This is a genomic window from Paenibacillus faecis, assembly GCF_008084145.1.
Classification (GTDB): domain Bacteria; phylum Bacillota; class Bacilli; order Paenibacillales; family Paenibacillaceae; genus Fontibacillus; species Fontibacillus faecis.
Map to the genome: position 1 here is coordinate 1,566,584 of NZ_VSDO01000001.1, position 19,312 is coordinate 1,585,895.

16 protein-coding genes are annotated in these 19,312 nt (G+C 53.3%); 5 read left to right on the plus strand and 11 right to left on the minus strand.

Annotation, left to right across the window (positions count from 1 at the left end; translation table 11 throughout):
• The first annotated feature begins 105 nt into the window (after positions 1 to 105).
• Positions 106 to 1,263 carry a phosphodiester glycosidase family protein gene (locus FRY98_RS07090; protein WP_148450975.1) on the plus strand — a complete coding sequence of 386 codons (1,158 nt, stop codon included), beginning with the start codon at positions 106 to 108 and terminating at the stop codon, positions 1,261 to 1,263.
• A gap of 138 nt (positions 1,264 to 1,401) precedes the next feature.
• On the opposite strand, the gene FRY98_RS07095 is transcribed toward FRY98_RS07090, so the two are convergent.
• Positions 1,402 to 2,391, minus strand: a complete 990-nt coding sequence (locus FRY98_RS07095) for a Gfo/Idh/MocA family protein (protein WP_211373264.1) — start codon at positions 2,389 to 2,391, stop codon at positions 1,402 to 1,404.
• A gap of 189 nt (positions 2,392 to 2,580) precedes the next feature.
• Here FRY98_RS07095 and FRY98_RS07100 point away from each other — a divergent pair, with 189 nt between their 5' ends.
• Positions 2,581 to 4,128 carry an Ig-like domain-containing protein gene (locus tag FRY98_RS07100; RefSeq protein ID WP_148450977.1) on the plus strand — a complete coding sequence of 516 codons (1,548 nt, stop codon included), beginning with the start codon at positions 2,581 to 2,583 and terminating at the stop codon, positions 4,126 to 4,128.
• Between the two features lie 104 nt (positions 4,129 to 4,232).
• Complete coding sequence (locus FRY98_RS07105) at positions 4,233 to 4,982, plus strand: SGNH/GDSL hydrolase family protein (protein ID WP_148450978.1); 750 nt, start codon at positions 4,233 to 4,235, stop codon at positions 4,980 to 4,982.
• Between the two features lie 55 nt (positions 4,983 to 5,037).
• Here the strand turns inward: FRY98_RS07105 and FRY98_RS07110 are convergent, their stop codons facing one another.
• The 7 genes from FRY98_RS07110 to FRY98_RS07140 form a co-directional block, all read right to left on the minus strand.
• Entirely contained in the window at positions 5,038 to 5,910 is an 873-nt protein-coding gene (locus FRY98_RS07110; RefSeq protein ID WP_148450979.1) for a helix-turn-helix transcriptional regulator, read from the minus strand.
• A 264-nt stretch (positions 5,911 to 6,174) separates the two neighbouring features.
• Positions 6,175 to 6,804: a nitroreductase family protein gene (locus FRY98_RS07115; RefSeq protein ID WP_225039226.1), complete on the minus strand. Its 630-nt coding sequence runs from the start codon at positions 6,802 to 6,804 to the stop codon at positions 6,175 to 6,177.
• 12 nt (positions 6,805 to 6,816) lie between these two features.
• Complete coding sequence (locus FRY98_RS07120; protein ID WP_148450980.1) at positions 6,817 to 7,806, minus strand: FecCD family ABC transporter permease; 990 nt, start codon at positions 7,804 to 7,806, stop codon at positions 6,817 to 6,819.
• Entirely contained in the window at positions 7,803 to 8,813 is a 1,011-nt protein-coding gene (locus tag FRY98_RS07125; protein ID WP_148450981.1) for a FecCD family ABC transporter permease, read from the minus strand. Before FRY98_RS07125 ends, FRY98_RS07120 begins: the two co-directional genes overlap by 4 nt.
• Before the next feature lie 27 nt (positions 8,814 to 8,840).
• Positions 8,841 to 9,872 (minus strand): ABC transporter substrate-binding protein, encoded by a 1,032-nt coding sequence (locus FRY98_RS07130; protein WP_148450982.1) that lies wholly within the window; start codon positions 9,870 to 9,872, stop codon positions 8,841 to 8,843.
• A gap of 260 nt (positions 9,873 to 10,132) precedes the next feature.
• Entirely contained in the window at positions 10,133 to 10,870 is a 738-nt protein-coding gene (locus FRY98_RS07135; RefSeq protein ID WP_148450983.1) for a cyclase family protein, read from the minus strand.
• Positions 10,871 to 10,949: 79 nt separating this feature from the next.
• A complete protein-coding gene (locus FRY98_RS07140; protein WP_148450984.1) occupies positions 10,950 to 11,453 on the minus strand; it encodes a CYTH domain-containing protein in 504 nt (167 codons plus the stop codon).
• 971 nt (positions 11,454 to 12,424) lie between these two features.
• On the opposite strand from FRY98_RS07140, the gene FRY98_RS07145 reads away from it, so the two are divergent.
• On the plus strand, positions 12,425 to 12,928 hold the full coding sequence (locus FRY98_RS07145) for an RNA polymerase sigma factor (RefSeq protein WP_148450985.1): 504 nt from the start codon (positions 12,425 to 12,427) through the stop codon (positions 12,926 to 12,928).
• Positions 12,921 to 13,955: a DUF4179 domain-containing protein gene (locus FRY98_RS07150; protein ID WP_148450986.1), complete on the plus strand. Its 1,035-nt coding sequence runs from the start codon at positions 12,921 to 12,923 to the stop codon at positions 13,953 to 13,955. The genes FRY98_RS07145 and FRY98_RS07150 overlap by 8 nt, the downstream gene beginning before the upstream one ends.
• A gap of 155 nt (positions 13,956 to 14,110) precedes the next feature.
• Here FRY98_RS07150 and htpG read toward each other — a convergent pair whose 3' ends face one another.
• From htpG to FRY98_RS07165, 3 genes are all read right to left on the minus strand, one after another.
• Positions 14,111 to 15,991 carry a molecular chaperone HtpG gene (htpG, locus tag FRY98_RS07155; RefSeq protein ID WP_148450987.1) on the minus strand — a complete coding sequence of 627 codons (1,881 nt, stop codon included), beginning with the start codon at positions 15,989 to 15,991 and terminating at the stop codon, positions 14,111 to 14,113.
• A 117-nt stretch (positions 15,992 to 16,108) separates the two neighbouring features.
• Positions 16,109 to 18,556, minus strand: coding sequence for an Mbeg1-like protein (locus tag FRY98_RS07160; RefSeq protein ID WP_148450988.1), 2,448 nt, complete (start codon positions 18,554 to 18,556; stop codon positions 16,109 to 16,111).
• Positions 18,549 to 19,229: a hypothetical protein gene (locus tag FRY98_RS07165; RefSeq protein ID WP_148450989.1), complete on the minus strand. Its 681-nt coding sequence runs from the start codon at positions 19,227 to 19,229 to the stop codon at positions 18,549 to 18,551. Before FRY98_RS07165 ends, FRY98_RS07160 begins: the two co-directional genes overlap by 8 nt.
• Positions 19,230 to 19,312: the final 83 nt, after the last annotated feature.

The window sequence follows — 19,312 nt, forward strand, 5'->3', positions numbered from 1 at the left end:
AGGAAACCGGCGGTCTAAATTTTTGTAACGAAAATGCGGCGCACATCCGATATTACATAAGGGGACTTATACCTACATCATTGATTAAAGGAGTTTTTTACCCGCATGAAAAGACCAAGATTCATCCCGCTTCTCCTCCTCTTCCTGGCCCTGACCTTCCTGGTTCCGGCCCGGCTTACCGCCGCTTCGGCCGCCGCACCTAAAGCAACGGTGCTGATCGACGGCAATACCGGCCGTTCCTTCCTGCCGGTCACCGCATTAAAAGGGGACTCGGAAGCCTCCCTGCTGTGGAACGAGAGCGAAAAAAGCTTCGTCATCACCAACACCTGGAACAGCGTGAAAGTGTTTGTCGGACAAACCTCCGCAGTGGTCAATGATGCGGCGGTTACTTTAACGGACGCTCCTTTCCGCCAAAACGGGACTACCTATGTGCCCTTGCAGTTTTTGAGCCAAAACCTGGGTTATACGTTAGAATGGGAAAAGAATCCAACCGCGCTTACCCTTAGCCGCGGCGACTTCAAATATACGCTCCCTGCAGTGAACCGGAACAACCTTTCCGGCAAGACGTCTCCGGTCGTCAGCGCCCGCAAAACCTTCAAGGTCGGGAACAAATATTTCCCCGTGAAGATGATCACGGTTTCGCTGGCGCATCCGAATATACACCTGGACGTCGTGATGGCCGGCAACCGGAAGGGGCGGGTTGAGAGCCTCGGCAGCATCGCCAAGCGCAGTAAAGCCATTGTCGCTATTAACGGGTCCTATTTCGACGCCTACACGAAGAACAGCTATAAAACGCCTTACGGCTATATCGTCAGCGGTGGCAAGCTGCAAATGGAAGCATCCGGCGACCGACGCACCGTTTTTACCTATAACCCGAATATGCTTGCCGGGATGATTCCGGGCACCAAATTCAACGAGCTCTTTGCGGGGGGCGAACTGGAAGGCGCCCTGCAGGCCGGACCTCGCCTTGTCACCGACGGCAAAATAGCCCTCAACCTCAAGGGCGAAGGCTTCCGCGACCCGAAAATTTTAAAGGGCGGCGGCACCCGCAGCGCCTTGGGGCTTACGCGCGACAACAAGCTTATCCTTTTAACCACCAGCAAAGCGACGATTCCGCAGTTGGCTCAAATCATGAAGCAGGCCGGCGCGTATCAGGCGATGAATCTGGACGGCGGCGCTTCGAGCGGCCTTTATTATAACGGGAAGTATTTGACGAAGCCCGGCCGGCTAATCAGCAATGCGCTCGTGGTGAAATACCAATAATCGGCGGCCCACAATCCAAAGATATTTATGATTTGAATTAACCACCGTTTGCCAGGGGACACGATTTCAAAAAGAACGACCGTTTTTGGCGCATATGAAAAGCCCGCTTCTTATGAAGCGGGCTTTTTTAGACGTCCGTTAAAACCGGTCCGCCGGATATTTCAGCCCGATTTGCCGCCGGGCTTCCTCCATGATTTCGGCGACGATCAGGGAATTGGCCAGCGTGTTCACACCGCTTTCCCGTCGGCCGCTTTGCGCGAGCTCGATAAACTCCCGCGCCTCGTAGAACATCGACTCCTGCATCTGCGGCTGCCGCAAGTCCTCAACGGTGCCGTCCCGGTACATGATTTTGACATCGTAAGGCTGGTTGATTTTATCGATGATCAGCGTACCGTTCTCGCCCTGGATTTCCGCCGGAGCATAGGAATCGGCGATTTTGGAGTACATCACTACGGCATCCATGTCTTCATAACGCATCAGGATGCTCCCCTCTCCGTCCACGCCCGACGACAGCATGATCCCGGTCGCTTGAAGGGACTCCGGCTTGCCGAATAAAGTCACCATCGGGTAAAGGCAGTAGATCCCGAGGTCCATCAACGCCCCGTTCGAATAGACCGGATTAAAGGCGTTTAGAACCGTACCTTGCTTGAACGCGTCATACCTGGAAGAATATTGGCAGTAGCTGGCAAAATAGCGGCGCACCCGCCCGATTTTATACAAATTGTTTGTGATTACCCGGAAGTTCGGCATCAAGGTGGACTTCATCGCTTCCATGAGAAGCACGTCATTCTCCTTCGCCGCCCGGATCATCCGCTGCGTCTCTTCCACATTTGATGCAAACGGCTTTTCGCACAGCACATGCTTCCCATGGCTCATACACAAAATGGCCTGCTCGGCGTGATACGAATTGGGACTGGCGATATACACCGCGTCAACCAGGTCGCTCGACACCATTTTTTCCAAATCCGTGAATACTTCAGGGTGGCTGTTATACTTGGCCGCAAAAGCCTTCCCTTTCTCTTCCGTGCGCGAGTAAACGGCCGTCAGAGCGAATTGCTCCGTCTCCTCCGCCGCTTGGATAAAGCGTTCCGTGATCCAGTTCGTTCCGATGATTCCGAATCGAAGCACTGAATGCATCCCCCTTTTTCTAATATCGTTATCTGTATTCTCTCATTAGCTACCCCTTTATGTCCACTTGCTGTCAACAATTGAGACCTAGCTCACAGAAGAATTCTCTCTTTCGTACCTGTTCCCGGGACTTCACATTCCGTCACACTGAAACTGATATGATTTCCAAAATGAGGAGGAGTGATGCAAATGAAAACACCGTTGCGCAGGCAAACCGAGTTGTGGATCGTAACCATCCTGATGGCCGTCGGCCTTTGGTATGTCCCCCCGGCGCAAGGGTTTGCCGCCGGAGGTCCGGCAGGCTACGCGGAGGAATGGTCCCGGGAGTTCGGATCGCCGGACAATTACAACGAGCCATCCCAAGTATTGTCCCTGCCCGGTCAAGGCTACATCGCCGTGGGCACCGCAACTCCGCGGGATGAAATTTCTTCCCAAGCCAAAATCGTTGCCATCAAAACCGATTCGAGCGGAAATACGGAATGGGAACGCGAATATCTGGATAAAACCTCACCGACCGAGAGGTACACTGTTCAATCGATGATTCAAACCCGGGACGGCGGGTTTTTGATCGGCGGAGGAATGCTGGACTGGAGCGATGGAAAGCCTTTTTACCGGGCCTACCTGCTCAAGCTGTCGGCAGACGGAGATCCTGAATGGAGCGGGTCCTACGGCGAATACCGCGGATACGCCCCCATTCAGCGGGTTAAGGAAACCCGGAATGGCGGTTTTATCGCCGTTTCCTGGACTTCCAACGTATCGGGTACCCAGCCCGCTTATATTTTGAGAGTCGATGCGGAAGGAAATCCGTTGTGGGATCATTATTACCGCGGATACCAAGAACAGGTGCTCCTTGACGTTGTGGAGACGCAGGACGAAGGATTCTTAGCCGCGGGGTACGCCGTGAAGGAGAACAGCGTCTCCTGGCTTCCCTTGCTGGTGAAATACGGTCCGACAGGTGAAATTTCTTGGAGCAAAACGCTGCCTTACGAGGCCGGTTGGGGCTACGTTCGGCAGTTGATGCACGCTCCCGGCGGGGACGGGTATCTCATGCTCGACGGCTCCGGACTGTGGAAGCTGACGGAGGACGGCGAAGCGGTTTGGCGAAAAGGCTTGGTAGACGCGGAGTTCCCCGAGCTTCTCTCTTACATGAAGCCAGCGCCGGACGGCTCGGGCGGCTATCTGATCAGCGGCAGATCGGACCAACGGCATCTCACATTAAAAATCGATGAAGAAGGAACGATCCTCTGGTCCCTGCTTCAAAACCTCGCTCCACGATTCTACGACGCCGCCCGCACCGATATTCCCCAGGACGGAGGGCTTGTATGGATCACTTCGACTTTCGGTTCGGAACGGCTAAAGCTGGTCAAATACAAGACGGTCGACGAGATTCCCGGGGAAAGCCGATTCTACCTGGATTCCGACGATTACTCCCTTTCTGTGGATACGCAGTTGGATATCGTCGCGCTGTTTCAAGCCCCGGACGGCGGTGTTAAATCGGTTACGGAGGCCGCTTATTTCACGATCGAGGATCCGGGCATCGCTTCGATCGACGCGAGCGGCAACCTTACGGGACTCTCGCCGGGACTCACCCGTGTCATCGCCGAATATGCGGGCTTTACGGATTCGGCCACCGTACTGGTTGTACGACCTTATGTCCCGCCCGCAAACCGGATGGAGGACATTCCGGCCGATCCTTCCGACACCCTGTCATCGCATCCAAATCCCGCCGGTCCCTGACCGTCTATTCCGGTCTCGGCATGAGGAATCCGCTTGATTTCCGGCGTGAAACTCAACTACAATTGAAGAAAGAAACAGCAAAGGAATGAGGTGATCCGAAGAGTATGGAAAATCAGGAAAACCTGGATGCGGCGGCCAAATACCTGGTCACTGGAGATTCCATCTCCAAAGGCGTCATTTATGACGAGGTCAAAAACAAATACGTTCTGCTGGAGGACAATTATGTTTCCCTGCTGCAGAACAAGTTGAAGGGCGCTGTGCGGAACACCGCCCGGTTCGGCAATACGCTGATCAAGGGTATGGCCAACCTGCGCAAGGATGTGATGAAGGACAAACCGAATATCGTGCTCATTGAATACGGCGGCAACGACTGCGATTTTAACTGGAACGAGATTGCGGACAACCCCAATGGCGAGCACCGTCCGAAAACGGATTTCAATTTGTTTGAGAAGATGCTCACCGAGGCTGTTCAATTTTTGAAAAGCCAGCAGATCACTCCCGTGCTGATGAGCCTGCCCCCGCTGAATGCGGACAGCTACTTCAAATGGGTCAGCAGGAACAACCCCGACGCCGAGAAGAACATCCTTCAATGGCTCGGCAGCGTGACCAAAATTTATTGGTGGCAGGAAAGGTATAATTCCACCATCCTCAAAGTATCGGAATTGACCAAAACCAAGTTCATCGATGTTCGCGGAGCCTTCCTGGAGCATCCCGATTTCACCCAATTCCTCTGCTCGGACGGGATTCACCCGAACCAGGCCGGCCACAAGATCATCTCCGACAAAGTGCTGGAGTTTATCCGCCAGCACTATGGTCACCTGCTTCGCGATCATGGCGGACTGACGGCGAAATAAGCATGGACACGACGGGCACCGATCGTTGAATATGACGATCGGTGCCCGTGTCGTTTTATCCTATTTCGGACGGACCGCCGGCTAGCGACTGCAGGCGATTCTGCTTGATGTACGCCGTCGGCGCCATGCCGACCTCCCGCTTGAATACGCGGCTGAAATAAAATTCATTGCCGAATCCGGATTCCGCCGCCGCCTCCTTCACCGTAATGTCGGGACGGGAGAGCAGCTTCTTCGCGTGATGGAGGCGAAGACGGCTCAAGTATTCCACGGGGGTCGTCCCCTTCTCCCGTTTGAAGCGCCTGGAGTAGGAGCTCGGCGTCAGTCCGGCGATCTCGGCCAGCGTTTCCAACTGGATTTTGGAACGGAAGTGCCGGTGCATATATCCGATACTAAGCTCCAGCCCGCTGGGCTTGGCGGTCGAAGCTCGCTCTTTAAGCTGATCGAGCACGATGCAGAGCAGGCTTTGGCATCTCAACTGCAGCCGCCCCTTATCGGCTCCGGGCAAACGGGTGTCCGCAAATAATGCGGCCGCATCCTGTAAAAGCTCGGGGGCTTTTACCGGCTTAAGGCCACCGGCGAATCCCGGCCATCCGCCGCCTCCGGGATGCAGCGGTCCCGCTTGCCAATTCCCTCTCCGCCGCTGCACCGCCAGCGGCCTAAACAGCAGCAGAAAGCATTCGAGCGCCCCGGATTCAAGCATGAACTGTAAGGCGGTTCCCGGAGTCAGCACAAAGCAATCCCCCGGGCCGACGGCCTCCGCCTTTTCCGAAACATCGCCCAACGCAATCCACCCTTTCCCCTCTTTCACCATGCAAAGCAGGTAGGCCGGAATCGTCATGTCACGGCCATGATCGGGGCCCCGGAAAGTACGGTGATGGATGGAGGAGAACAGCACTACAGGCCCCAGCCCCGCCATATTCAACGCCATCGGCGGATCCCCCTTTCTCTTGGACTAGTGTCCCATCCGATCAGACATCCTTGATAACATAAAATTCCTGCAAATATGCATGTTTTTGTTCGGTATGGAGCAACAATTTCAAAATTCCTGCAAATCTGCAGGAACTTTCGACGAAATCGGCTCGGTTCTCTAAAATCGCCAGAAATGACTGCAGATTTGCAGCTTTTTCGAATCCCCCCTGTGACCGGCCAAAAATGCCTGCAGATTTGCAGCTTTTTGGAGTTGGAAGGAGCACTAATCGATCAGCGGCAGTCGATCCAGTACGGTCAGCTTCGTTTCCGCCCTCGCTCTGGGCTGGGCGGCGGGAACCGTTTCGGCATAGCCGATGTACAGTACGCCCACGACTTTTTCCCCCGGCTGGATGCCGAATGCCGACCGGAAGCGAGGCTCGTAAATATAATGATTCGTCTTCCAAACGACGCCGATGCCCTGTTCCCAGGCGGCCAGCTGAAAATTCTGAATCAGGCAGCAGACGGCGCCGAAGTCTTCCTCCCGCTGTTTATGACGGGAGTCCTCCGTCTGCAGAACGATAAGCTGGGCCGGCAGCGTCGTTAAATACTCGTGTCGCTGCGCCCCGATTTTGGCCCGCTCCTCGGCGGAATGCGTTCGCAGCACCGCCTCGGCGAAAGCCTCCCGCGCCTCGTCCATCACGAGAATAAAACGCCAAGGCTGCCGATTCCCGTGATTCGGCGCCCACACCGCCGTATTCAGCAAAGCGATGATTTGCTCCTTGCTGACCGGGTCCGGTTTAAACGCACGGATCGTTCTGCGGCTCTGGATCAGGTCGGCCAAGGGATAGCTTGAGCCGGCCGCCCTCACCGCCTCCATTTGCTCGTCATCTTGCAGGGGTTTTGTATCAGCCAATCGTTTCGCCTCCTATTGATTTCGATTCACATACAGCAGATAAATGAAAAACGGAGCGCCGATCGCCGCCGTAAACACCCCGGCTGGCACATCCAGCGGAAGAAACAGCGTGCGTCCGGCCAGATCGGCCAGCAGGACGATCCAGGCGCCAAGCAGCGCGGATACCGGCAGCAGGCGGCCGAAGTCGGCCCCCACCAGCTTGCGGGCCATATGCGGAGCGAGCAGGCCGACGAACCCGATCGCGCCCGCCACCGCGACCGCCGATCCGGCCAAGGCCACGCTGAGCATGAGCTGCAGGAAGCGGACCCGCTGGACGCGGCTTCCGCCGCTGGTGGCCACCTCATCGCCCAGCTGCGAAATGTTCACGTGCCGCTTCATGAGCATCGCCGCCGGCAGCAGCACGGCGGTCCAGGGCAGCAGAAGCAGCACCTGCTCCCAATTCGCGCCGTACACGGAACCGGTCAGCCAGGTATAGGCCTGGCCGGCATCGTTGCGCGGATTAAACACAATCATCATCGTCGTGGCCGCCGACATGAGCGAAGACATCCCGACGCCCACCAGGACGAGGCGAAGCGGGGTCACGCCCTTCTTCCAGGCGAACGCGTACAACAGCAGCGCGGCGACGGCGGCTCCCGCCATGGCCGCTACCGGCAGCCAGCGAATGCTCAAGACACCGAGTCCGTACGTCATGAACGCTACAGCCGCCGCGGAAGCTCCCCCGGTGACGCCCAGAATGTCCGGGGAGGCCATCGGGTTGCGGGCCACGCCCTGCAGGATGGCCCCGGCGGCGGCCAGGGAAGCGCCCGCCAGCAGCGACGTGACGATCCGGGGAAGGCGCAGCTTCTCCACGATCATGGCCTCGGCCTCCGAGCCGGCGCCCGTCAGGCTGCCGAACACCCGGACGGGCGATATAAACGTTTCGCCCAGACTCGCGCTGAGCAGAGCCGCCAGCAGGCAGCCGAACAGCAGGCCATATGGAATCCATCTACTTCCTCGGTTCATGATTTGCCAATTCCTCTCCGGGCGATATACATAAAGAACGGGGCGCCGAGAGCCGCAGTCATCACGCCGACCGGAAGCTCCTCCGGTATCATGATGAACCTGGCGGCGATATCGGCCAAGAGCAGCAGCGCGGCCCCGAATACGCCGCAAAAAGGGATCACCCAGCGGTGATCCGTACCGACCAGGTAACGGGCCATGTGCGGTACGACGATGCCGATAAAGCCGATCGGCCCCGCGATGGACACCGAGCCTCCGGCCAAAATGACGACGATCACGCCGATTCCGATTTTTAAGGCGCCCGTTCGCTGACCCAGGCCTTTGGACGTGTCCTCGCCCATCAGAAGGATGTTCATCCCCCGGGCCAGCAGCCAGGCGGCGACCCAACAGCCAGCCATATAGGGAAACACGGTGGCGAGCATCTCGGGGGAGCGTCCGGCGATGGTTCCGGTCAGCCAAAACAGTACCGATCCGAGGCTCTGCCGGTCCAACGCCAGGACCCCCTGGGTAAAAGAAGCGAACAGCGCGGTCATGGCCGAACCGGCAAGCACGATTTTGATCGGCGTCAACCCTTCTCTCCCCGCCGAACCCAGGATATAAACCACGCCCGCCGCCGCCGCCGCGCCGACGAAGGAAATCCACATCAACGCCTGTAAATGGGATACGGACAGGAGCACCGAGGCCGAGACGACGAAGAACCCCGCCCCTGCGTTGATCCCCAGCACGCTCGGAGAAGCGAGCGGATTTCGCGTCAGCGTCTGCATGATGGCGCCCGCGATGGCCAAGCTCGCTCCGACCGCCGCCGCGATCAAGGCCCGCGGCAGGCGCGTCGTCCGGATCACGATCTGGTCGGTCACATTGGGGTCGTAACGAAACAAGGCGTCCCAAGCCGTCTCCGGACTGTAATTCATGGCCCCCAGCAGGATGCTTCCGGCCAGTCCCAGCAACAGCGCCAGCCCTCCTAATATGAATCCCGCGGCTCTTCGCCCGCGTATCGCCCCTGCGCTCATTTTTGCCTTCTCCCTATGCCGAAATTTTTACTTGATCCCGAAAATTTCATAAACATCGTCCAGCATGGAATTCGCCGCCAGTACCCCGCCGCTGAGATTCCAGGTGATCACGTCCACCTCGATATATTTGCCGTTCTTGACGCCCTTCAAGGTTTTCCAAAGCGGGTGGGACGTCCATTCGTTCCTGGTTGTCTGCGTGTCGTTATCTCCGGGACTGATGCGGGTGATATCGAAAATATAATCCCCGTCCAGTTGCCCCATTTGCTCCTTGGAGGTCAGATTTACGACCGCTTTGCCTTCCACCATCTGGGCTTCCGGACGCCCGATCCCCAGCTCCTTGAAGATGGTTCCGGCAAACCCCGTAGCATAAAAACGGGCGCTGCCGTCATCCTCAAACCGGATAATCGAAACTTTGGTATCTTTCAGCCGATCTCCGGCTTTTTGTTTGAAGTCCGCTACACGGGCATCCCAATCCGCAATGAGCTGCTGCGCCTCCTTATCCTTATAGAGCGCCTGGGCGCTAAGCTGGAGGTTGTCTTTCCAATCGAAAATTTCCTTGGTAATCAGCGTAGGGGCGATTTCGGACAGCTGAGGGTAGATTTTTTCATGGCGCGCTTCCGTACCGATAATTAGATCCGGCTTAAGCGCTACGATGGCCTCCAGATTCGGCTGATTCTCCTCTCCCAGATCCTTGACCCCCTCCATTTTGTCCCGGAGATAGAGATACCAAGGCTTCTCCTCCCAGGACTCGACGGCCCCGACCGGTTTCACGCCCAGCGCCGCCGTAATGTCAACCATGCCGTTAAACAGTACAACGACCCGCTCCGGCTTCTTCTCGAGCGTGATCTCTCCCATGGCATGCTTTATCGTTCTTGGCCCGTCTTCGCCCCCGGTATTCGTTCCGGTTCCGGCTTCTTCCGCCGCTTGGGCGGTTTGGGCTGTATTGCCCTTGCCCTTCGTCTCATTGCCGCCGGCGTTGCCGGCACTGTTGGAGTTCCCTCCGCATCCGGCAACCGCCAAGGTTAATATGAGGGCAATGATCATTTTGAAGCTTTTCATCGTATGGCCTCCCGTAGTAACAATTCTATTGATAATGATTATCGATATCAATATACTATCGGACCGGCTTAATGTACATGACTGATTTTATCCTTTTGCCGCATCAATTTTATCCGGCGAAGTTCGGACAATAGCAAAAGCCCCATCCTCAACGGATGGGCCTTTTGCTGCTAACCGGGCTATAAACCGGTAGTTTCGATTAACGAGGAACGAGAGGTTCTCCCGGTAATAAAAAATAAAAAAGTGATTTATAAGGCTACTCAGGGCAGAATCGCGAAAGAGCGTACCGGGAAGCCCGACGCTCGTTCCGCTTTGGGCACGATATTGAAAATAACCGCACCCTTCGGGGGAACAAGATCGAGGTTTTTCAGCAGCTCGACTTGATACGTATCCCGCTCCAGCACGTAATATTCGCCGAGCAGCGCGCCGTTCTTCGTGTAGTCCGCAGCCGAATCGGTGTCAAAGGTCTCATGACCGATCGCTTTAACCCCGCGCTGCCGGAACAGAAATTCCAGAGCCTCCATCGACCAGCCGGGCGCGTGATTGTTCCCGTCCGCGTCTTTGTTCTCGAAGCGCTCCTGGCTCGGCCAGCGTTTGCTCCAGTCCGTACGCAGGGCGACGAAGCTTCCCGCCTCGATCTCGCCGTGCTCGGCTTCAAACGCCAGGATATCCGCGACGGACAAGGAATAATCGGCATCGGCCGCGGCTTCCTCGGACTTGTCGATGACGATGAGCGGCAGCACGAGTTCCTTGAGCCCGAGCTCGTCGAGGTAACGGGCATCCCGTACGAAATGAATCGGGGCGTCCAGATGCGTGCCGTATTGGCCGGGGAAAGTAAAACTTTGGGCGAAAAAGCCGTCATCGTGCGTGAACAGCGTCTTGAATTCCGCGGCCGCAAATGCCGCAAAATGCGGTGAATCCGGACCGAACGTATGGGTCAGATCGATCCATTCTTTTTCCTTAATCAACTTCAGGGCCTGCAGCAGTTCGTTCGACATACCCTCACCTCTCGGATTATGTATTGGATTAGTCCGTCGGAACGTCTCTTTCCGCGGACCTGTGATGCATTAAACCACATTAAATCTGCTTCCTGCCCTGCAATTCACGCCAGATCCGTTTGTTGCTGTATTGTTTGTCCGTGCTGATGTCCGGACCGAACCAATCGGGAGGGACAAAACCGGTCGCTTCTTCCTCGGAACCGAACTCGACCTCCAAGACCGCCATCTGGATCTGATGGTAGCTGTCGATCTCGATCTGGATACCGTTCCAGCGGGCCGTCAGCCGCTTTTTGACCAAAGGAACCGCACGGCGGATATGGATCATCTGCTCGTATAGCCCGGCGGAGATATCATATTCGATTTCCTCGCGGGCCAGACCGAATCCCCGTTTGAAAGTATGCGTGTACGTAACGTCTCCGGTAGCGAGATCTTTGATTTTTCTCACTCTAAGCTCCTGATCACCGTCGAGGGCAAGATACGTTTGATCGATCACCTGTTCTTTCAGGACCTCTATCACGCCTTCTTCAAGAAGCGTTTTCGGATACTCCGGAAGCAGAAATTTCCGTTCGATTTCAAGAGCCATGCTTCACTTCTCCTTATTCTTGTTCTTGGATTCTGTACCCAGTTTATCACAGAACAGCGGCGGTCGACGACCTCTGGAATGCTAAAGAACGAACAGGGGGGGAGCGAAGGTGATGGCGATGCGATGGTGATGGTGATGGTGATGGCGATTAACCCCTTAAGGCGAAAAAACTGCTATATAGGTTGAACTAAAGAATTGGCGTTCGGCAAGGATATGATAGGGTTTTGGATACACGTTGCCAACATCCACAATTGTAGATATCAGGTCCCACGTCGGAATCTACACCACATTAACGGGAAAAATTCCTGTTAATTTACCGCTCTTGGCTCTTCGATCAGATTTAGCTGGAAAAGTTCCATCTATTTTGCGGCCCTACTGCTGATATACACGATTTCAAGCCAATTAGCGGGAGGTTTTCCAGCTAATTCGCCTCTGCAGCCGCATAAGCACTAAATTAACGGGAAGAATTCCCTCTAATTCGAACCAAACCATTAGTTGAAAGTCAAGAGTGTGCCAAAGAACACTTTACACCGCTGTCTAGTATGCAAACCAATAGTTCAACCTAATATAACGGAAATAGGAGCGGCTATTTTTGCAAAAGCGGCCCATTTCAAACTTTAACGGAAATAATAGCTGCTATTCGGCCGAAATCAGCCTGTTTTCGTGGTGAATGCAGAAAATAGGCGCTACCATTTCCGTTAGGATCGCGAGAAGCGCGTTTTGGACAGAATAGCGTCTCCTGTTTCCGTTAAAATTTCACCCCGAGGAGGTTGAGGTGAATGCGAAGAGGGGCCATCGGCACAATTCCCAACAATAAAGGTAAGTCGACAAAAGAAAACTAGCTAATTCCGAACAAGTATCTAAACTATTTGTTAGAGCAACTACTACAGCTCGAGGAATTGAAAAATTCGTTTCTTAAATTATGAGATATTTTCAAGTCATCAATCGTGTTGTAATCAGGAGGCGAATAAATGGAAAACAATTCTTTATTGCGTACGGATAAAGAATTGGCTGAACTCTATCAACGGCATGTCGATCATGTATACAGGCTAAGCTATATCTATTTGAAAAATCCCGTTGATGCAGAAGACGCTGTTCAATCTGTATTTCTAAAACTGATCAAATCTCAAATGGTTTTTAATGACCCCGAGCATGAAAAAGCGTGGCTGATGGTAACCACTAGAAATTACTGCAAAGACATACTTAAAAACTGGTGGAAAACCCGTCGCGTGGGGATAGACGCAATACCAGAAATTTCTTCTTGGAATAGCGAAGAGCCATCGGGGAAGGCTCTTGCTAAACTACTTTCTCTTCCCGAAAAATACAAAATCGTTTTATATCTCTACTATATTGAGGAATACTCGGTAAAAGAAATATCGGAGATGTTAGGACACAAAGAAAGTACGATCCAAACCCAACTATCCAGAGGCCGCGAACGCCTTAAAATTGACTTGGGAGGGAACTACCATGAGTAACAAAAATATCAATCGGCTGGTTGAAGCCCTTACGCCAACTACTGAACAAAAAGAAAAAATGTTTCAGAATATTTTGGTGCAAAGCCAGAACGAAAGCACAAGGCGCAGAGGACTTCCTCCTATGAAACACGTAAGATCTGCAGTATTGGCTGCTGTGCTGATGGTTTGTTTAACTACAACAGCTTTTGCAGTGGCATACCTGGGATTAGATGAAACATTTTTAAAATTTCTTAATCCAGTCAATCACGAGCAGGTAGAATATTTGTCAAATGGTGCTTACGTGGTTGACAAACAAGTCGCAAACGAGAATGGAACGCTTACCATTAAGCAAGTTATTGGTGACAGCAATCTGACCTATATCTTAATGGACTTCACGGCTCCGAAAGGCACCGTTTTAAATGCAGCGCGATACCGTTTTATGGTTGACACGATGACGACAGATCAGGACACTCAAAGTTACGGGTTTGAGATGGTCGACGACGGAAATCCGATTGACAATAAAATTAGCCTGGTTATGAGTATTATGACCAAAAATTCAATAGCAGGCCAAACCGTTCATTTCAAATTAAAAGATTTACAAGCAGCAGATCCGCTTCCCGGGGTTTTTGAAACGGTCATACCGGGTTCTTGGGAAACTTCCTTTAAGCTGGATTTCAAAGAGTACTCTACCCTTTATCAGATCGATCAAAACATTACCATGTTTGGTTATAGGGCAGTATTAAAAACGATCTCCGTCTCACCCATTTCGATTTCTTTAAAAATTGAAGGTCAATCATTGAAAGAGATTGATGAGGTAGCCGGAAGATTAAGGAAGTCCAATGTAAATGGATTTGAATATTTGGATAACTACCCGATCACGATAAACTATAAAGATGGCACCGCAGAAACGACAAGTATTTTTACCGGATGGACTTTAACGGAATTTGGGGTTCAAATGCTTACGATCAAAACTTTTGAAAATGTTATAAATGATAAAGAAATCGCATCAATCGTTTTTTTTGATAAAGTAATTCCGATTAATAACTGAATCTCTACTACAGTACTAATGACCTCATTAAATTAAGCGTCGAATTCTCTCAGGCGTGCATAGCATAGCTAGGCCCGCTTGGGGTTATTTGGCGCTTAGCAAAAACAACAAAACCCCCCGCCTGGATAAACTCAAGCGAGGGGCTCTGCCCTATTTTAAACCATCACTTTGCAAATGTTGTTCGTGAACTCCACCGGATCCTCCACCGGCAGCCCTTCGATCAGGCGAGCCTGATTGTAGAGCAGGTTGGTGTACAGTCCCAGCTTCTCTTTATCCTGTTCAAAGGCATCCTTCAAAGAGTGGAACACCTCGTGGCCGACGTTGATTTCCAGTACTTTGTCCGCCTTGACGTCTTGCCCGCTAGGCATGGCGTTCAGCACTTTCTCCATCTCGATGGAGACTTCGCCCTCGGCGGACAGGCAGACCGGATGGGTCTTCAGGCGTTTGGAAGCCTTGACCGCTTTGACTTTGCCCGCGAGCAGCCGGCTCATTTCTTCGAAGAGCTCTTTGTTCGCGGTTTCGGCCTCTTTGCTGTCCTTGTCGCCTTCTTCCGGCTCGATGCCGAGATCGCCGCTCGATACGGATTTGAAATCTTTGCCCTTATAATTGAGGATCATTTTAATGGCAAACTCGTCGATATCGTCCGTGAAATAAAGGATTTCGTACCCTTTATCCAGCACCAGCTCGGTTTGCGGCAGTTTTTCCAAACGGTCCACGGATTCGCCGGCGGCGTAGTAAATGTACTTCTGATCCTCGGGCATCCGGGAGACGTATTCGTCCAGGGTAACCAGCTTTTTCTCCTTGGAGGAAGTGAACAGCAGCAGGTCCTGGAGCACTTCCTTGTTCATGCCGTAATCGTTGTAGACGCCGAACTTGAGCTGACGGCCGAACGAAGCATAAAATTTTTCGTACTTTTCCCGGTCGTCTTTCAGCACGCTTTGCAGTTGGCTTTTGATTTTGCTCTGGATGTTCTTGGCGATCAGCTTCAATTGCCGGTCATGCTGCAGAAGCTCGCGGGAAATATTCAGGGAAAGGTCCTCGGAATCGACCATCCCTTTCACGAAGCTGAAGTAATCCGGCAGCAGGTCGCCGCATTTCTCCATAATCAGGACGCCGTTGGAGTACAGCTCCAGCCCTTTTTCGTATTCCTTGGTGTAATAGTCGAACGGCGTCTTCTCCGGGATGAACAGAATCGCGTTGTAAACGACCGCCCCGTCCGCCTTGATATGGATATGCGAAATCGGCTTGTCAAAGCCGTACCGTTTCTCCATGTAGAAGTTCTCGTAATCCTCGTCCGTCAGCTCGCTTTTGTTTTTTCGCCAGATCGGCACCATGCTGTTGAGGGTTTGCTCTTCCTTGACTTCTTCAAACTCGCCCTCGCTGCCCTCTTTCGGCCGATGGGTGGTTACATCCATTTTGATCGGATAGCGGATGAAGTCCGAATATTTCTTAATGATCGATTTCAGGCGATACTCTTCCAAAAACTCATCGTATTGGTCGTCCTCGGTGTTCGGTTTGATGTGCAAAATAATCTCGGTTCCGACGGACGCCTTCTCCGCCTCGTCAATGGTGTAACCGTCCGCACCGGTCGATTCCCACTTATAAGCTTCCTCGCCGCCCAAAGCGCGGCTGAGAACGGTAACCTTGTCCGCCACCATAAAGGCGGAATAGAAGCCGACACCGAATTGCCCGATAATGTTGTGGCCGTCCTTCGCTTCATTCTCGTTCTTAAAAGCCAGCGATCCGCTCTTGGCGATGATCCCCAGGTTATTCTCCAGTTCTTCCTTCGTCATCCCGATCCCGGTATCGGAGATGGTCAACGTGCGGTTGTCCTTATCCACCGTCAGCTTGATGTAATAATCGTCTTTATTGAACGTTAAATTCTCGTCCGTGAGCGCTTTGTAGTAGATCTTATCGATGGCGTCGCTGCTGTTGGAAATCAATTCTCTTAAAAAGATTTCCCGCTGCGTATAAATGGAGTTGATCATCATTTCCAGCAATCGTTTCGATTCAGCCTTAAATTGCTTCTTTGCCATGATTGGGCTCCTTCCTTCCAGTGAACAATATATTAGCACTCTAAGAATCAGAGTGCTAACGATCTACTTCTATATTAATTTTCCCTTTTTTTGATGTCAATATCAGGGCGTTCAATTCTATAGACTTCGGCTGGAAATGCCCTTTTTAAGCATACTTTCTATTTTCCCGTATTGTTCTTCGGCATGAGCGAGCGATTTGGACTTCCGCTCAAGCTCCGCCGAGACCCGCCGGCTCCGGTTCTTGACATCATCGCAGGCCTTCTGGACCTGCCGCACCTGGCTTTGCACGTTGGATTCGCTGTAAGCGCGGCCGACGCTGGAACTGACCCGCTCCGCTTCGCCGACCATCCGCGCCGTTTTGGCTTCAATGTCGGAATCCAGCGCTTTCAGCTTGGACTTAAGGTCGCTTAACCGGGCAAGATTGACCAGCAGAAGTCCATGGGAGACTTTGGCCAGCCCCTTGACGACCTTGCCGGCGAACTTCTTGAAGGAGTCGGCCGACACCTTGCCGATCTGCCGGATGCCGTCCTTCGTCAGTTTACCCAGCCGCTTGACCCCGTCCTTGAATTCGGAGACTTTGACCTTCACCGCATCCTTCACGTAATTGAAGGCGGTTTTCACTTTGTCGCACAGGCTGTCCCAGGCCTTCTTCACCTGCTGAAGGGCCTGTTTGAAAGCCGCGACCAGCTTCTCCGCGAACCGCTTAACGACAAGGGTAATATGCTGGGCGAACCGGGATATGGCCTCTCCGGCTTGAACCGCCGTATTTTTGATCGTCTCGGCCATGCTGCGGATTCCGGCCTTCAGCCGTTCCCAGCCCTCCTTCACCTTTTCGGCGAAGGCGGTAAAGGTGGCCGCGATGCGGGCCGCGATTTCCTTGCCTTTCTCGATGCCGTCCTTGATTTTGTTGACCAGGAACTCCCCGGTCTCCCGAACCTTGCGGACCGAGGCATCGATGAAGCGGCTCACGCCTTCCTTCGTAGCCGTGATGGCCGACTTCACGCCGGATTTGAACTCATCCCACTTCTTGGCCAGCTTATCCCGGGTATCCCCGATAAAGGTCGAGACTTTATCCACCGCGCTGTTCCAGGCGTCCCGGACCGCGTTGATGGCGTGCTTCGTGCCTTCCACCAGGCTGTTGCAAAAGCTGGTTACGCTCTGCACCACTTTATCCTTGAATTGCATAATGGCTTCGCCGGCCCCGATGACCGTGTTCTTGACCTTTTCGCCCATCTCCTTAATCCCGGTAACCAAGCGGTCCCATCCGTCTTTGATCTTATCCACAAACCCGGAGATGGCCGCGCTGATTTGCCGGGCGGTCGTCGAAATTTTCACCGCGATGTTGGACAAGAATTCCGTAAGTTTATCAACGACGATATTTTTCAATATCCCGCCGATCTCGGTCGCCAAATCATGCAGATAGCTGAAATTTTGCGCATTGATCGCCGCATATTTCATGAAGTCATCCATGTAGTATTGCGGAAACACTTGGGCAGCGAAGGAGGTGACCACGAGTCCCATAAAATCCTTTGCACCGTCCGCGGCATTCTCGATCAGATAATTTCCCACATAAGGAAGCACTTTTTTGATGCTTTCCTTGGTATGTTCGGCGCTCTCCTTGGGGAACCCTTCCTCCCCGCTCTCGAGCAAGGCAAGCAGCCCGTCAACCGCGTAGCTGCGGTCGGGCTCCTTCATATTGGCGTTCAGGTAAATGGTCAGGTCGTTGATCAGGGTAGAGATCGCGCCGCGTTCCGCCGGGCCGCGCAGTTGGCCGTTTTCGTCCAGCACGATATTCGGCTTGTGATTATTCAGGAAATCGCGCTGCTCTTCCGTATCGATGTAGAAGATCTTGTCGGATTCCGCAATCGGATTGAGCAGGACATTGACATAGTCCGCCTCCGCGGAAATGGACGTGATTTTGTGCCGGTTCGCCGCGATCTCATCCTTGTACTTCTCCAGGAACTCCTTCGAGAATCCCTGCCCGTCTAACGATACGGCCCGGTCCACCTTATCGGACAGAATCGCCACATACTGCGTCTTGTTTCCGCCTTTGGAGTGGCCCGTCACGGTAATGTTGTTGTAAGGCAGGCTGTTGATGTAGTCCAGGGCGGCTTTTTGCATCTCCGTGTCGGACAAATAACCGCCCGTTCCGTTGTCATGCCATTCGTAGTCGCCGGACGTCCCCCGGAACACGACGGTCGCATTGCCTTGGGGATCGACAAACGTGGCGGAACGGTTGCCCGTCTCCAGAATTCTTCCGTCACTGCCGCGGACGGGGTTGCCTTTTGTATCGTACGTCGTGCCGACGACGCCGTGCTTGAGCTTCAACGACGTTAATTCCTTGTCTTTTTCGATCGCCTTCAGAATCGTTTCCCATTCGCCCCGGCTCATCTGTCCGGGATAGGCTTCTTTGCCGTCCTTGATCGTTCTGCTCTTGTCCAGACCACCGCCGTGCAGAAGCGAGTCCACGATATCCCCGACGCTTCGGTTGTTCTTGTTGGCCACATCGTTTAAGTAAATCAGATTATCCAGCAAAATCAGCTGGCTTTCGGACAATTCAGCCATCGATCTCGACCTCCTTTCCGTTCTGTCTGATCTTCAGCTCGGGCGTAACCATGACGGACTTGTAGTCGCCTACGAAATACTCGCTCTCATCCGCGGCGTTGAGGGCCTGCAAATCGATGTTCTCGTATTTGTCGTTTCGTACCACGAAGAGCTGGACGAAGCCGACCAGCTTCTTCTCGCGCATCTTTTGGGCCAGCTTGATCAGGCTCCCCTCGACATCGGCCTCTTTCACGGCATCCTCTTTCACAAAAACGACGGTGTCCGAGGAAACGGTCTCACCCGGCGCATAGATTTCTTCGATGTTCGTGTCCTTGTTCAGCCGATCCGGCAATACGCCCTCGCCGAAGTCGGTATACAGCTTGAAGGTGCTGTAGGACTCCCCAACCAGGCCGGACATGACCGCTTCATATTCGGGCTTGATATATTTGCCAAAATAGCCGTCGCTAATTTGATAGGAACCGTCTTTCATCTGCGTGCCCCAAACTTCGAATGCGTCGCTCTGGCTTCCCTTTTTGGGATAGGCCGTCAAATTGTCGTAACTGTAAGCAAATCCGCTCAGCGTAAGGTTTACAGGGACGAACTCCTCCCCGTATTTTTGCTGCAAATGAGACAGCATCCGCTCCTTGATCGCTTCCGGATCCCTGTTCCGGTTGGTCTGCGCTTCACTTTTCATACACCCGCTCACTCCCAAAGAAAATATGATGGTCAACAAAAGCAGTACGGTTCGCATCGCCAGGCGATTCAATAGACAGACCT